Below are 14,796 nucleotides of genomic sequence, written 5' to 3'. Positions count from 1 at the left end.
CTGTTCACCGGGGCACTCTGGATCCGCGGCCGTTCAGACGGCAACCCCCAGATTATCAGCGCCCGGACCCCCTGCCCTAATCGAGCCCGTGGGCTGCCAGAGTGGGGGTATGGAGCTGCATCCCTTCCCGCAGGACTGGCAAAGGGCGCTGGTCGTGGCCGCCCACCCCGACGACATCGAGTACGGCACTGCCGCCGCAGTGGCCGCCTGGACCGCCGCCGGGAAGGAGGTCACCTACCTGCTGGTCACCCGCGGGGAGGCGGGGATCGACACCATGCATCCCCACGACGCGGCGGTGGTGCGCGAGCAGGAGGAGCGGGACGGCGCCCTGGAGGTGGGCGTCGAGGTCGTCGACTTCCTCGACGGCTTCCAGGACGGGACGCTGGAGCCAGGGCTCGAGCTGCGTCGGGCACTGGCCCGGCAGATCCGCCGCCGCCGGCCGGAAGTGGTTGTGACCGGCACCTTTGACGTCCGCTTTGCTGGCGGCGCGCTGAACCAGGCCGACCACCGGGTCGTGGGCCTGGAGATTCTCGACGCCGTCGCGGCCGCGGGCAACCGGTGGATCTTCCCCGAGCTGCTGCAGGAGGGTCACGAGCCGTGGTCCGGGGTGCGCCACCAGTGCTGGAGCGGGGGTGAGCGGGTCACCCACGAGGTCGATGTGACCGCGCACTTCGAGGCGGCCGTGCGCTCGCTGGAGGCCCATCGGCGCTACAACGAGGCCCTCCCGGAGGACTACCCCTCGCCCCGTCAGCTGCTCACCCAGATCCTGGGCGTCCCGGAGAGCCGCGGCGCAGACGGCGTCCCGACCCGTTACCGGTGGACCGCCGACGTCGCGGGCTGAGCTCAGGTGCGTCGCTGGCAGCCGCCGCACCAGAACAGGTTGCGGCCGGCGACGACCTTGTGCCGCACCGCTGACCCGCACCGCAGGCACGGTGAACCTGTGCGCTGGTAGACCGCGAACTCCCGCGGCACCTGCGGGCGTTCCCCGCGCTTCCACGCTGCAGCGGTGTCCTCGAGCACGTCGTCGAGGGTGATGATCGAGCCGGTGCGCACGCCCCACGGCATCAGCGCGACGAGATCGTCCCACATCAGCTGCCAGGAGGACCGCTTGAGCGAGCGGCCCGGCTTGAGCGGGTGCAGCCGGTGGCGCCACAGCACCTCGCAGCGGTAGATGTTGCCCACCCCGGCCAGCACGGTTTGGTCCATGAGCAGCTCGGCCAGGGTCTTGCCCGAGCGACTGATCTTGCGGTATGCCGCGTCCGGGTCGTTGCCCTCCCCCACCGGCTGCAAGGGGTCCGGTCCCTGGCGCGCGACCAGCGCGTCGACCGCCTCCTCGTCCAGCACCTGGCACGCCATCGGCCCCCGCAGATCCGCGACGTGCTGCTCGTGCAGGATCCGCAACCGGACCGCACCGGTGACCGGGGGCTCGCTACCCGGCGGGTGCACCGGCAGCACGAACCACTTGCCGATGAGCCCGAGGTGGACGTAGAGGGTGCGCCCCTGCGCAAAGTCCACGAAGAGCAGCTTGCCGTGCGCCCAGGAGCGCTCGACCAGCTGGGCGTCCAGCAGCGCCGCACCCTCCACGAACCGGCCCTGCGGGCTGCTCACCTGCGGCTGCCTGCCGGCGAAGGCGGCGTCAAGGGACTGGGCCAGGCGGTGCAGGGTGTGACCTTCGGGCATGCCCAGATATTCTCAGGTCGGGCGCCCGCACCCTGCCGTGGGCCCGGCTGACACTCCGCAGCAAGGCGACGCCCCGGCCGCCAGGGCGGTCGGGGCGTCGCGGAGGCGAGGTGAGGATCAGTTGCTGACGCCAGGCACCTTGCCGAAGGTGACGTCGCCGGAGGGCCAGATGGCGCGCTTCTGCACCGGCAGGCCCGGGCGGCCGGAGTCCCACAGCATGTTGTCGCCGGCGTAGATGCCGACGTGGTAGGCGGGGGCACCGAAGAACACCAGGTCGCCCGGACGGGGATTGGTCGTCGTCGTCGCGAACACCTGCTGCTGGGCCGCGGTGCGCGGCAGGCTGATGCCGAGCTGGCCGAAGACGTACTGGGTGTAGCCCGAGCAGTCGAAGCCGGCCGGGGTGCTGCCGCCCCAGAGGTACATGACCCCGGCGTACTTGGCGGCCTCCTGCAGCACCGCGGCGCCAGTGACGGTCCCCGGCGGAGCCGGAGGGGCGGGCGGAGCAGGTGGGGCCGGAGGCGCCGGCGCGCCGCCGCCTGAGAGCAGCTCACCGAAGACGAACCGGTCGTTGCCCAGGTCGAACCAGTTGTTGTTGGTGTACCGACCGGTGACCTGGGTGCCCGCGGTCAGGCCGCCCACGATGCTGTAGTTCGTGCCCGGGCCCGAGCGCACATTGGCGCCGGTGGTCACTGTGCGGGTCACCGTGTCCCCGGGCGGCGGGCTCGGGGCCGGCGGGGCGGGCGGAGCCGGGGGGTTCGGGGCAGGGGGCGCCGGCGGGTTCGGCGCGGAGCCGGAGAGGAGCTCGCCGAAGACGAACCGGTTGTTGCCCATGTCGAACCAGCCGTTGCTGGTGTACTTGCCCGTCACCTGAGCACCGGCGGCCAGACCACCGACGACACCGTGGTTCGTGCCCGGGCCCGAGCGCACGTTGGCGCCGACGGTGACCGTGCGGGTCACCGTGTCACCGGGCGGGGGGCTCGGGGCCGGCGGCGTCGGCGCGGGCGGCGTGGGGGTGGAACCAGAGAGCAGGCTGCCCAGGACGAACCGGTTGTTGCCCATGTCGAACCAGCCGTTGCTGGTGTACTTGCCGGTGACCTGGGCGCCGGCCGCCAGACCGCCGACGATGCTGTGGTTCGTGCCCGGACCGGAGCGCACGTTCGAGCCCACGGTGACCGTGCGGGTCACCGTGTCACCCGGGGGCGGGCTCGGGGCCGGCGGGGCCGGGGTGGGCGCGGAGCCGGAAAGCAGGTCGGCGAAGACGAACCGGTTGTTGCCGAGGTCGAACCAGCCGTTCCCGGTGTACTTGCCCGTCACGCGGGCGCCAGCGGCGAGGCCACCGACGACGGGGTGCTGGGTGCCCGGCCCGGAGCGCACGTTGGCGGCGGCGGTGACGGTGCGGGTGACGGTGTTGGTCTGAGGGGTGTCCGGCGTCTCAGGGGTCGGCTCGCCCGGCGTGGCCGGCAGAGGGGTCGCCGGCTGCGGCGTCGTGCCCAGCGGGGTCATCGGCAGCGGGGTGGTCGGCAGCGGGGTGGTCGGCAGCGGGGTGGTCGGCAGCTGGGCCGGGGGTGCGGCCTGGGCGGGGAGCACACCCAGGGGAGCGGCCATCGCCGCGGCGACGACACCGAGGGAGGCTGCGCGGGGCAGGCGGCGGGACGGTGCAGGGCAACGCGAGACCATAGGGACATCCATCGTGACAAGAGCGGGACAGGACCAGGCGGTGCTCGCGGGACAGCGCACATCGCCGTTGCAATTGTGGTGCGTCTGGGCCCCCTGGGACGGCCGTGGCGAGGGGCCCGGACGACTGTGAACCTAGCCCGGGTTTGGCCCCCACGCAAGCCCCTGGCCTGCGAAACCGGCGCCCTGGACCCCCAAATCAACTGCAACACGCGTGACCTTGGTCACAAACGCATGCTTATCCCCACTGTTCCCGCCGGCCACTCGCGCCCGTCAGAGCAGTCTTGCGGCGGGAACAACACGCGCCACTGGCGAACCCCCTGCCACATGCGCTGCCGGCCGGTCGCTGCGGGCACCCGCAGCTCCCCGCTGTCCTGACCGCGTCGTGCGGTCAGTCGTCGATCTCCAGTACCTCGCCGGTCATCGAGACCTTGACCTCGACGTCGTCGCCGCGGTCGGTGCCGCCCAGGCTGACCTCCCAGTAGTGGGTGCCGTCGTCCTCCTCCAGCTCGGCGTCGTCGAGGTGTCCACCCACCTCGGCGACCGCCAGCTCGATCGCCTCGCTCATGGTGATGGTGGCGGCGTCCAGCCCGGCACGGTCGTCGTCGTCCAGGTCGTCGTCCTCGGTCTCGACCACGGTGCCGTCGTGGCCCACGGTCACCTCCACGGATCGGTCGTCGACGGCCACATCGATCTCCCAGCTGCCGTCATCCTGCTGGTCATCGATCTCGTAGGCCGTCCCACCAGCCTCCGCCTCGGCCACCTGCACCGCCTGGAGGGCCTGCCCGGTTACGTCACCGTCGCTCCCGTCGGGCGTGGCCTCGGCGGGAGCGACGGTCGTTCCGGCCTCCCCCGTCTCCTGCGTCGCGCTCTCGTCCCCCGTCTCCTGCGTCGCACTGTCGTCACCCGCCGAGTCCTGCACCGCGGGCGGGGTCGGGGTCTCCGCCGCATCCGAGGAGCACCCTCCCAGGCTCAGCGCGAGGGCCAGGGCCAGACTTGCGGACAGTGCGGTCGTCTTGCTGGTGGTCATGCTTTCACCCTGCCAAGACGAGATGAGAGTTGTCCTCATGAAGCGCCCGTCCCGGCGGGGACCCGGTGAGGCCACCAGACCATTCGGACCGGGCCGGCGCAGGGCAGGGTCAGCGCTCAGCCGGTATTGCGCAGACCAGCCGCGACACCGTTGACCGTGACCAGCAGGGCGCGCTGGAGCTCGCGGGTGTCAGCCTCGGCCAGGTCCCCGTCGGCATCCGCGGCGCGGAGCCGGCGTAGGAGCTCGACCTGCAGGTAGCTGATCGGGTCCAGGTAGTTGTCGCGGACCGCGAGCGTGCGCTTGAGCACCGGTTGGTCGTCGAGGAGGTGCACCTCGCCGGTGAGCGCCTTGAGCTCGGCGACGGTTAGCTCGAACTCCTCACGGATGGTGCTGAAGACATGCTGGAGCTCCTCGGGCACCAGGGTTTGGACGTAGTGCGCCGCCACGCCCAGGTCGGTCTTGGCCACCGTCATCTCCACGTTGGAGATCACCGAGCGGAAGAAGTGCCAGTGCTCGAGCATCTCGCGCAGGGTGCGCTCGTGCCCGGCGGCGCGGGCGGCCTTCAGCCCCGAGCCGACACCGAACCAGCCGGGCACGATCTGGCGGGTCTGGGTCCAGCCGAAGACCCAGGGAATGGCCCGCAGTCCGTCCAGGCCCTGGCCGGTGTCCGGACGCTTGCTCGGTCGGGAGCCGATGTTGAGCTCCCCGAGCTGGTCTACCGGGGTCGCGGCAACGAAGTAGGCCGGCAGGTCCGGGTCGTCGATGAGGCGGCGGTAGGCGTCATACGCGGCCTCGCTGGCGCAGTCCATGACCTCGCCGTACCGGGCTCGCTCCTCCTTGGTGGTGCGCGGGTCGCGGTGCAGCGCGGAGGCGCGCAGTACGGCCGCCAGCGATAGCTCCAGGTTCTCCCGGGCCAACGCGGGCAGGGAGTACTTGTCGGAGATCACCTCGCCCTGTTCGGTGAACTTGATCTCGCCCTCGAGCACGCCGGAGGGCTGGGCCAGGATGGCGTCGTAGGTGGGGCCTCCGCCGCGACCGACCGAGCCGCCCCGGCCGTGGAAGAGCCGCAGCCGCACCCCGTGCCGGTGGGCGACGTCCCTCAGCGCCCGTTGGGCCCGGTGGATCCCCCACTGGCTGGTCAGCACCCCGGCCTGCTTGTTGGAGTCGGAGTAGCCGAGCATGACCTCTTGCACGTCGCCGCGCAGGCGCACCAGGTCCCGATAGGCCGGGATGCGCAGGAGGGTGTCGACGAGGTCGGCCGCCCCGCGCAGCTCGTCGATGGTCTCCAGCAGGGGGGCGAAGCCGACGTGGGCAAAGGCCCCCTCGCCGCCCGGGCCGCCGTGCAGGTCGAGCAGCCCGGCCTCCCGGGCCAGCACCGCGGCGGCGAGCACGTCGTCGGGGCCCTGGGTCATCGAGACGATGTAGGTCTCCACGACCTCCTGCCCGTAGGTGGCGATCGCCTCCCGGATCTGGTCGAAGACCGCCAGCGTCTGACCTCGCGGCGCGGCCGGCGTCAGCAGCGGGCGCCGCGAGGCCAGCTCCTCCCCCAGCAGCGCGGTGCGCGCGGGCCGGTCCAGCGCGGCATACCCCTGGGTGGCCCCCGCGGCCTCGAGCAGCGGCGCAAGCGCCTCGTGATGCTTCTCTGCGTGCTCGCGCACGTCCAGTGTGGCCAGGTGCAGCCCGCTGCCGGCGATGGTCTGGATCGCCCGGGCGACGCGGCCGTCGGCGACGAGCTGCCCCCCGTGGGCGCGCAGGGAGTCCGCGACCAGCTGGAGGTCGGCCAGCAGCTCGCCGACTCGGGCGTAGTCGCGACCCTGCTGGTGAGCCGTGCGCCCCTCCACCCGTCGGCGGGTGCCCAGCAGCTTGGCCCGCACGCAGGAGAGCTTGAGGCGGTAGGGCTCCTGCGCGTTCAGCTCGCGGACCCGCGGGTCCAGGTCGGGCAGGGCCGCCAGGTCGCGGTGCAGCGACTCCTCCAGCTCCGGCGCGACGCCGACGACCACGGTCGAGGAGGACAGCTGGGAGATGAGCACGTCCACCAGGCTGAGGGCCACGTCCACGGCGTGCAGGGACTGCAGGCGAAGCACCTCGCGGGTGACCTCGGGGGTGACGTAGGGGTTGCCGTCACGGTCGCCGCCGATCCAGCTGCCGAAGCGGACCGGTGGCCGGGAGGTGTCGGTGCGCACCCCGTGCGCCGCGGCCTGCTCGGCCAACTGGCCGAACAGGTCTGGCATGGTGGTTGTGAGCACCTCGTCGAGGTAGTACATCGCGTTGCGGGCCTCGTCCATCGGCGTCGGCCGGGACTGGCGCAGCTCGTCGGTCTGCCAGATGAGGTCGATGAGCTCGGCCAGGTCACGGTCCTGGCGACGGCGGGCCAGGGTGTCCGGCTCGGTGCCGGCGGCCAGGACGTCGGACAGGTGCCTGATCTTGGTCAGCACGCTGCGCCGCGACGCCTCGGTCGGGTGGGCGGTGAAGACCGGGCGCACGTCCAGCTCAGCGAGGGTGTCGGCGAGCAGTTGGGGTCCGCCGGCCTGCACGATGTCCCGCACCGCGGACACCAGCCAGCCGTCCTGCTCCGGGCGGGCGGCGTGGGTGCGCACGCGGTGGACCTGCTCGGCCGCGTTGGCCAGGTGGAAGTAGGCGGAGAACGCCCGGACCAGGTCAGTCGCCAGGTCGAGCGGCAGACCGGCCAGCATCTGCCGGACCTGCTCGGTGGCCGCCTCGTCGCCCTGTTGGCTGGCCTTGGTGGTGAGCCGGACCTGCTCGACCTGGTCCAGCAGTGCCTGGCCGTGGTGCCGGACGAGCGACTGGCCCAACAGCGTGGACACGCGGCGCACGTCGGCCCGCAGCTCAGGGCTGATCGCGTCGTCGGCCTCGGTTCCCGTGTGCTTGGGCGCTGGGTGCTCGGTCGCGGTGGGGTCGGGGATCGGGGGGTGCTCGCTCACGAACCGACCCTACGGCAGGCGGGCGCGCTCAGCCGATGGCGTCCCGGACACGCAGGGCCTCCCAGATGGCCCGGGCTGCAGGGGTGGCGGTGGTGGCACCCAGTCCGCCCTCCTCGACCACCACGACCACCACATACTCCGGATCGGTCGCGGGCCCGTAGGAGGCGAACCAGGACGTCGCCTCTCGGCCGAAGGACTCCGCGGACCCGGTCTTGCCCGCCAGCGGGTAGTCGGTATGTGGCCACCCGGCGAAGGCCGCTGCTGCGGTGCCGTCGGTGATGACGTCCTCCAGGCCCTCTCGCACGACGGACAGGACGGTGTCGCTGAGTGAGACGTTGCCGGTGCTGACCGGCTCCACCTGCTCGACGACGGTGCCGTCCGGGCGGACGAGGGCGTCGGCGACGGTGGGTGCCCACAGCCGCCCGCCGTTGGCGACGGCGGCGTAGACCACGGCGATCTGCAGAGGGGTCGCGGCGACGTCGCCCTGGCCGATGGAGAAGTTCGCGGCGTCGCCGGGCCGCCACTGCCAGCCGTCGACACAGTTCTCCCGAGCCAGTTGCTCCAGGAACTCCCGGCGTTCCTCATCCTCCAGGTCCGGATAACCGGACTCGGCCGCGGCGCAGGTCTGCTCCCGCGTGGCCTCCCAGTACTCGCGCTTCCACTGTCGCGAGGGCAGGTGTCCGGCGACCTCGCCCGGCAGGTCAACCCCCGTGCGCTGGCCGAGGCCGAATCCCCGAGCCACCGCCAGGAACCGGTCGTCGGCGTCGGAGGCCTGCCCCAGACCGCCCAGATCCACCCAGGCGTCGTGGGCCCAGGTGTAGAACGAGGTGTCGCAGGAGACCTCCAGCACCCCGGGCAGGTCCAGCTCGCCGTGGTCCTCGGACTGGTAGTTGGTGAACACCTGCCCGGCAATCGTCACCTCTCCCGGGCAAGGGTAGGTCCCCTCGGGGTCGACGCCGGTCTGGACCGCCGCGGGCAGGCTCACCACTTTGAACGTGGAGGCCGGCGGGAAGGTGTCCCCCACCAGCCTGCTGACGAGGGGTTGTCCGCGCGCCGGGTCCAGCAACCGGTCGTACTCACGCTGGCTCACCCCGCTGGTCCAGATCCCCGGGTCGTAGGTGGGAAAGCTGGCCGCGGCGAGCACCGCCCCGTCGTCGGGGCGCATGACCACCGCCGCGCCGCTGGTGGCCGGTGCCCCACCGCGCCGGGCGGAACGGATCGCGTCCAGCAGCGCCTCCTCCGCGGCGGCCTGGACCTGCACGTCCAGGTGGGTGCGCAGGTCGGACCCCTGGACCGGGTCGGAGCGGGAGCGCTCGCCGGTGACGATCCCGCGGGGGTCGACCGTCACGACAGCGGTCCCGGGGATGCCCCGAAGGGCCTGGTCGTAGACGGTCTCGAGGCCGGCCCGGCCCAGCGTGCTGTCCGCACCGATCCGGCCGTCGGACGCCTCGACCTCTTCCTGGGTGGGTCGGCCCAGGTAGCCGACCAGGTGGGCCGCGTTGATCCCCTCCGGAGCGGGATAAGTACGGACGGCCTGGCTGGTCACCTGCACCCCCGGGAACTCCTCAGGTCGTTCCAACACCGCCAGAGCGGTCACGGGGTCGACGTCGTAGGCGATCGGCACCGCTTGGTACGGCGACCCGCTGAAGCAGGCCGGGATGGGCGGGGCACCCTCGGTGCCGCACAATCGGGTGCGGCCCCACAGGTCCTCGACCGGCAGCTGCAGGGAGTGCGCCACCCGGGCGACCAGTGCGCGGGCCTCGTCCTCGTCCGCGAGCAGCAGCTCGGGGTCGACGGTGACCACGGAGGTCGGTGAGTTGACCACCAGCGGGGCGTCGTCGGCGGCCAGGATACGGCCGCGCAGGGCGGGGGTGATGACCTCACGGGTGCTGACCTGCGCGGCCTGCTGCGCCAGCTCCTCGTGCTGGGCCAGCTGCAGCTGGCCCAGCCGACCGGCCAGCACCATCCCGAGCAGCAGGATGGCCACCAGGACCGTCCACAGCGGACGGGCGCTGGGCCGGCGCCGCACCCGGGGCGGGGTCAGGACCGGGCGCGGCAGCCGGACCGGATCCCGGTGACCGGCCCGGACGATGCGCCGGGCGGGACGTTGCGGCGTCGGACCGGTCATACCCACCCCCGGTCCAGGAGCCGACGTTCTAGGCCCATGAGCAGGGGCAGGAGCGGAACCGCCACGAGCATCGTCATCAACCACGACCAGGTCAGCTCCGACGGCAGGGCCACACCGAGGCCGGCGGCGGAGGCCACCCACCGCACGGCGAGCACCGCGGCGGCGGCCAGCCCGGTCGCGACCCAGGGCAGCAGCGGGGAGGCGACGGTGAGGCGTCGGCCGAGCCCGAGCAGCAGTCCGACCAGGGCGTAGGTGAGGGCGGTGGCCCCCAGCGGCTCGGCGCCGGGGGGCACCAGGTCGAGCAGCCACCCGCCCAGCAGACCCACGAGCATCCCCGTGCTGGGCCGGTGCAGCAGGCCGACGGCTGCGACGACGAGGATGACCAGGTCGGGGCGGGGCAGACCCCCGGGCCAGGCGGAGGGCAGGAGCACCGCGCCCAGCAGCAGCAGGACGCGCAGCAGCACGCCGGGGAGCCTGCTCACCGGTCCACCCTCCCGGTGAAGACCACCGCGACCAGGTCGAGGGTGTCGGTGTCGACGTGGGGGGTGACCACGGCGGTGCGACCCAGCTGTCCCCGGTCGGGGTCGACGGCCCTCACCGTGCCGAGCGGGATCCGCGCGGCGTAGGGCCGATCGTCCGGGCTGCCCAGGGTGCTGACCTCGTCCCCGACCTGGATCTCGCTATCGCCCAGGGCGGTGAGGGTGAGCTCGCCGTGACCGCGGGCCGGCAGGCCCGGCACCGGGCGGGCCTCGACGCTGCCCAGGGCTCCGTCAAGGCCGAACCGGACCCCCACCACCACTCCGGCGTCTCCGAGCAGTAGGACGTCGCTGCTGGTGGGAGCCACCCGCAGCACGCGGCCTACCAGCCCTTCGGCGGCTACGACCGTCTGGTCGGGGACCACCCCGTCCCGCGCCCCGACGTCGATCGTCACGGTGCGGCCACCCACCGGGGAGGTGCCCGGGGAGAAGGCCACCACCCGGGCCGGGAGCAGATCGTGATCACCCCAGGTGGTCGCCCGGTCGAGGGTTCGCAACTGTTCGTGGCGCGCCACCTGATCCTGCAGCCGGGCGACCTCGGCCGCGAGCGCGTCGCGCTCCTCGGTCAGCGTGCGGACGCTCCCGTCGTCCCAGCCGGCCAGCGCGGACTGCGCGGGCGCGGCGAGTGTGGCCATCCCCTGCCGCACCGGCTGGGCCAGGCCGGGCCGGGCGAGATCGATCACCAGCACCGCCGCGGTGAAGAGGGCGAGCACGAGGGCCAGGAGCGGCATACCCCGTCCTGGGGGCGGTGGGCGGAGGGGCAAGCGCCCGCCGCGAGCGGCCGCTGCGGCGCCACGCCCACCCGTGGCCAGCCGGCTCATGGCCGTGGGGCGCCCGCCAGCAGCCGCTGCAGCGCCCCCAGGTCGTCGATGCAGATGCCGGCGCCCCGGATGACCGCGTGCTGCGGGTCGTCGGCCAGGCGGACCGGGACGCCGAGCTCGTGCCGTAACCGCCCGGTCCAGCCACGGAGCAGGGCACCGCCCCCGGTGAGCACGATCCCGCTGTCCAGCAGGTCGCCGGCCAGCTCCGGCGGGCAGATGTCCAGGACTGAGCGGACGACCTCGACCACCTGGGCGGTCACCGGCTCGATCATCCGCCGGACCTCCTCGCTGCCCAGCTCCACGGTGCGCGGCAAGCCCGTGGACAGGTCCCGCCCGCGGACCCGGGTGATCAGCTCCTCGGCGAGCGGCCAGACGGACCCCACCTGCGTCTTGATCGCCTCGGCGGAGCGCTCGCCCAGCAGCAGGTCGTGGTCGGCCTTGACGCCGGCGACGACGGCCTCGTCCACCTCGTCACCGCCGACCCGCAGGCTTCGGGCGTTGACCACGCCCCCGAGGCTGATGACGGCGACGTCGGTGGACCCCCCGCCCATGTCGACGACCATGCTGGCGGTGGCCGACTCGACCGGCAGCCCGGCGCCGATGGCGGCGGCCATCGCCTCCTCCAGGACGTAGACCCGGCGGGCGCCACAGCGGATCGCGGCGTCCTCCAGGGCACGACGCTCCACCGCGGTGACCACGCTGGGCACGCAGACCACCGTCCGGGGCCGCATCAGCCGGGACGGGCGGACCCGGGCGATGAAGTGGCGCAGCAGCTGCTCAGTCACCTCCGAGTCGGTGATGACGCCGTCGGTCAGCGGCCGCAGGGTCAGCACGTGCTCGGGCGTGCGCCCCAGCATCTCGTGGGCGCCAGCGCCGGCGGCGACCAGGCGCCCGCTGCGGGTGTCCACCGCGACCAGGGTCGGCTCGTCCAGCACGGTCCCCCGCCCCCGCACGTGCACCTGGGTCGTGGCGGTCCCCAGGTCAACGGCCAGGTCCCGCCCGAGCGGCGCGAAGCCCGCCCTGCTGCTGCGCCTGCGGTCCGCCGTGCTCACCCCGCGATGGTAGGCGACGGACCCTCGCTGCCCAGTGCGCCCGTCCGGCGCCGTCACGCCCGCAGTGCCACGCCTTTGAAGAGGGGCACCCGGCTGTGCGCCGGTCGGCCCACCGCCTTGCAGGTCAGCGCTGCCGCCGGGCGCAGATGCTCGGTGACGTCGGCCACCATCTGCCGACCGTCGGCGACGTCGACGTCGATGCGCCAGCGGGCCACCTCCGCGCCGGCGGCGGCCAACTGCTCCCCTTGCTCCTCCACCTGACTCTCGGGCAGCCGCGCCGTCGCCTCGACGAGGGGCCCGAGCCGGGTCTGACCCCAGGGCAGCCCCAGCTCGAGCTGGGTGCCCAGCAGCGCGGCCTGGACAGGGCGTGGGTAACCGATCAGGCCGCGCAGGTGCTGGCGCACCTCGCCGGGACGCCCCTGGCGGTGGGCGGCAACCGTCTCCAGCGCCGAGTCGGTGTCCAGACCGCCGTAGATCGCCCCGTCCGGCAGCACGACGACGTTGGCCGCGAACCGGTCGCCCCCGGTGTGCGTGCACTCCCAGGTCTCCTCAGGGAAGCGTTGCGCCAGGGAGAGCGCCACCGGCCTGCCCCGTACGGCGCAGCAGACGTCTTTGCGGCCGTTGGTGCAGACCAGCAGCAGCAGCTCGTCGTCCCCAGGTGGGGTCCCCGTGCGAGGCTGCCTAGTGTCAGCGGGGAGGGCTCTGGCCTGGGGCCCGGTGTCGTGCTCCTGGCCGGGGGCCGCGTGGCCGGCGGCCCTGGCCCAGGACGCGAGCTCCTCAGCCCGCTCGACCCCGGCGAGCAGTTCGGTCGGGTAGGACCAGGTGCCCCAGGTGATGCGGTGGCCCGCGGGGGCGAAGGGGTCCACCACGCACCAGGCGCGCATCAGACAGACCGAGGATCGCTGGCGTCCGGGGCGTCGGATGAGCATCACCCGCGTGCCCGACCCGGCGGTGCTGGCCCGGATCTCCTCCCGCAGGTCGTCGGGAACGTCGAGGGAGGCGAGGGCGTCACTGCCCCAGCCGCTGTCCTGCTCCACGAGCAGCAGACGCCGCTGGGGCGGTGCGGTGCCCAGCATCGGGTCCATCCGCTCCCGCGCGGCGTCCGAGCAGCGGAAGGTGTCAGCCATACCCACCAGTCTCGCCCACGGCCCCCAGCACCACCGCCACCCCCCGCCTCACCAGGGTGCGGGCGAACCGGAGGCCCGCGTCGGGCTCCAGGCCCGCGGCCTCGGCCAGCTCCGCCACCGTCACCCGCCCGCCGGTGCGCAGCCGGTCGAGCGCGGGCAGGTGCGCGGCCGGCATCCCGAACCGGCCGGCCCGGGAGGACAGCGTGACCTGCCCCTCAGGACCGGGCAGGACATCGAGCATCAGGTGCTCGCGCAGGCGCAGGAGGCTGCCGGTGTCGAGGCGGTCAGCACCGGCCAGCTGGGCCAGGGGCGACACGGCCGCCGGGCGCTGCGCCGAGCGAGCCCGGCCGCGCAGGACCAGGGCCACATCCGCCTCCGGCACCGCACGGATCGCCTCGAGCAGGGCCTCGCGGGCGGTCTGGACGTCCTCGGCGAGGCTCTCGGCATCGGCCGGGTTCACGCCGATCGGAAGGCTGGCACGGACCTGGTCGGCCCGGCCGAGTCGGTCACGGGCCTGGTCCAGCAGGATCTCCGCGAGGTGGTGCCGGGTCCAGGCGTGCACCCCGAAGGTCAGATGAACGCTGGTGCCGCCCAGGGCCCGGGCGGAGTGGATCCACCCGCGCGGCAGGTAGAGGCAGTCGCCAGGGCGCAGGGTGGTCTCCAGGTATGCCGCGCGGCGGGCGCGATCCTCGACCGCCTCGCGGCGGTCCGCCCAAGGCTCGTCCCGTAGCGGGTCGACGTGGACCGGCTCCCGCAGCGCCCACTGCTTCTCTCCGTGGACCTGCAGCACGAAGACGTCGTGGACGTCGTAGTGGTCGGCGAAGCCCTGGCTCTGTGGCGGCGTGACGTAGGCGTTGACCTGCACCGGGTGGCCGAGGTCGGCGGCCAGGGCCTGGCTGAGGTCGCGCACGGGGGCCCAGGTGCGGTGCAGGCCCTGCAGGACCACGGTCGCCCCGTCGGCGAAGAGCTGCAGCAGCTTATCCTCGCTGACCTGGTCACCGATGCCTGCGCCGATGCCGCCGCCGGCGGTGAACGCCCGCTCGGGCAAGGTGCTGCCGTCCTTAGCCACCCGCAAGAACGGGGTGCGCAGGCCGCGGTCGGCGACGAGCTCGTCGACCGCGTCAAGGGAGAAGACGTCGGCGAAGGTGTCCCCTCCCCGGTCCTGCGCGCTGGCCAGGTGGGGCCGCCGGCCCCAGATCGTGTCCGCGAACTCCTCAGGGCCGGTGGGGTGGATCAGGCGGGAGAGGGCCGGTGCGCCGACCCTCTCCCAGGGGTGGGCTGCGGTCACCCAGCAGACCTGTCCGCACCGCCATCGGCGCCACCGTCCGCGCCCCCATCGGCGCCCCCATCGGCGCCACCGTCCGCGCCACCGTCGGCACCACCGTCGGCACCACCGTCCGCGCCCCCATCGGCGCCCCCATCCGCGCCACCGTCGGCGCCACCGTCGGCGCCCCCATCGGCGCCACCGTCCGCGCCACCGTCGGCGCCACCGTCCGCGCCGCCGCTGGCACTACCGTCCTGGTCGCCGTAGGCGCCGCCCATCTTTCCGGGGCCGGGCTGGGCCAGCGCATCGAACTCGTCCACCGCGTCGTCCGGACGCCGGTCGGGTGACTCGAAACTGTCGCCCGTCGTGACGGTGTCCGTCCCGTCGCGGTCGGCGGTTCCCATCCCCGCGAGCGCGCCGTCGGGTCCGCCCGCGCTGGCGAACTGGTCGCCCAGGTCGGTGCCCTCGTTGCCGGGTGTCGTCTGGTCGCTCATTGGTCGTCCCTTCTGAAGTGTGGTGTCGAACGGGCCGACGCCGACTGC

At 73.5% G+C, this 14,796-nt stretch carries 12 protein-coding genes; 1 reads left to right on the top strand and 11 read right to left on the bottom strand.

What is annotated here, in order from left to right; translation table 11 throughout:
• Positions 1-109 precede the first annotated feature (109 nt).
• Positions 110-841, top strand: a complete 732-nt coding sequence (locus FY030_RS03890; RefSeq protein ID WP_158060365.1) for a PIG-L deacetylase family protein — start codon at positions 110-112, stop codon at positions 839-841.
• Positions 842-843: 2 nt separating this feature from the next.
• On the opposite strand, the gene FY030_RS03885 is transcribed toward FY030_RS03890, so the two are convergent.
• The 11 genes from FY030_RS03885 to FY030_RS16545 form a co-directional block, all read right to left on the bottom strand.
• Positions 844-1,680, bottom strand: coding sequence for an Fpg/Nei family DNA glycosylase (locus tag FY030_RS03885; protein WP_158060364.1), 837 nt, complete (start codon positions 1,678-1,680; stop codon positions 844-846).
• A 117-nt stretch (positions 1,681-1,797) separates the two neighbouring features.
• Positions 1,798-3,357: a C40 family peptidase gene (locus FY030_RS17005; RefSeq protein WP_158060363.1), complete on the bottom strand. Its 1,560-nt coding sequence runs from the start codon at positions 3,355-3,357 to the stop codon at positions 1,798-1,800.
• A 388-nt stretch (positions 3,358-3,745) separates the two neighbouring features.
• On the bottom strand, positions 3,746-4,384 hold the full coding sequence (locus FY030_RS03875) for a PepSY domain-containing protein (protein ID WP_192498709.1): 639 nt from the start codon (positions 4,382-4,384) through the stop codon (positions 3,746-3,748).
• A gap of 116 nt (positions 4,385-4,500) precedes the next feature.
• Positions 4,501-7,326: a phosphoenolpyruvate carboxylase gene (gene ppc / locus FY030_RS03870; RefSeq protein WP_420371869.1), complete on the bottom strand. Its 2,826-nt coding sequence runs from the start codon at positions 7,324-7,326 to the stop codon at positions 4,501-4,503.
• 28 nt (positions 7,327-7,354) lie between these two features.
• Complete coding sequence (gene mrdA / locus FY030_RS03865; RefSeq protein WP_158060361.1) at positions 7,355-9,454, bottom strand: penicillin-binding protein 2; 2,100 nt, start codon at positions 9,452-9,454, stop codon at positions 7,355-7,357.
• Positions 9,451-9,936, bottom strand: a complete 486-nt coding sequence (mreD, locus tag FY030_RS03860; protein WP_158060360.1) for a rod shape-determining protein MreD — start codon at positions 9,934-9,936, stop codon at positions 9,451-9,453. Before mreD ends, mrdA begins: the two co-directional genes overlap by 4 nt.
• Complete coding sequence (gene mreC / locus FY030_RS03855) at positions 9,933-10,721, bottom strand: rod shape-determining protein MreC (protein WP_192498708.1); 789 nt, start codon at positions 10,719-10,721, stop codon at positions 9,933-9,935. The genes mreD and mreC overlap by 4 nt, the downstream gene beginning before the upstream one ends.
• An 86-nt stretch (positions 10,722-10,807) precedes the next feature.
• Positions 10,808-11,863, bottom strand: a complete 1,056-nt coding sequence (gene mreB, locus FY030_RS03850; RefSeq protein ID WP_158060358.1) for a rod shape-determining protein — start codon at positions 11,861-11,863, stop codon at positions 10,808-10,810.
• Positions 11,864-11,916: 53 nt separating this feature from the next.
• On the bottom strand, positions 11,917-12,990 hold the full coding sequence (locus FY030_RS03845; RefSeq protein ID WP_158060357.1) for a sucrase ferredoxin: 1,074 nt from the start codon (positions 12,988-12,990) through the stop codon (positions 11,917-11,919).
• Positions 12,983-14,278, bottom strand: coding sequence for a cupin domain-containing protein (locus FY030_RS03840; protein ID WP_158060356.1), 1,296 nt, complete (start codon positions 14,276-14,278; stop codon positions 12,983-12,985). Before FY030_RS03840 ends, FY030_RS03845 begins: the two co-directional genes overlap by 8 nt.
• Entirely contained in the window at positions 14,275-14,748 is a 474-nt protein-coding gene (locus FY030_RS16545; RefSeq protein ID WP_202879754.1) for a hypothetical protein, read from the bottom strand. Before FY030_RS16545 ends, FY030_RS03840 begins: the two co-directional genes overlap by 4 nt.
• Positions 14,749-14,796: the final 48 nt, after the last annotated feature.

This window comes from Ornithinimicrobium pratense (assembly GCF_008843165.1).
In the GTDB taxonomy this organism is placed as follows: Bacteria; Actinomycetota; Actinomycetes; order Actinomycetales; family Dermatophilaceae; genus Ornithinicoccus; species Ornithinicoccus pratensis.
This window is presented reverse-complemented; position numbering and strand designations above follow the sequence as displayed.

Bases quoted from the DNA above. Each gene is read 5' to 3' on its own strand.
- mreC (WP_192498708.1), bottom strand. From the start codon at position 10,721: ATGCCGCTCCTGGCCCTCGTGCTCGCCCTCTTCACCGCGGCGGTGCTG.
- FY030_RS17005 (WP_158060363.1), bottom strand. From the start codon at position 3,357: ATGGTCTCGCGTTGCCCTGCACCGTCCCGCCGCCTGCCCCGCGCAGCC.
- mrdA (WP_158060361.1), bottom strand. From the start codon at position 9,454: ATGACCGGTCCGACGCCGCAACGTCCCGCCCGGCGCATCGTCCGGGCC.
- FY030_RS16545 (WP_202879754.1), bottom strand. From the start codon at position 14,748: ATGAGCGACCAGACGACACCCGGCAACGAGGGCACCGACCTGGGCGAC.
- FY030_RS03845 (WP_158060357.1), bottom strand. From the start codon at position 12,990: ATGGCTGACACCTTCCGCTGCTCGGACGCCGCGCGGGAGCGGATGGAC.
- FY030_RS03885 (WP_158060364.1), bottom strand. From the start codon at position 1,680: ATGCCCGAAGGTCACACCCTGCACCGCCTGGCCCAGTCCCTTGACGCC.
- FY030_RS03890 (WP_158060365.1), top strand. From the start codon at position 110: ATGGAGCTGCATCCCTTCCCGCAGGACTGGCAAAGGGCGCTGGTCGTG.
- FY030_RS03875 (WP_192498709.1), bottom strand. From the start codon at position 4,384: ATGACCACCAGCAAGACGACCGCACTGTCCGCAAGTCTGGCCCTGGCC.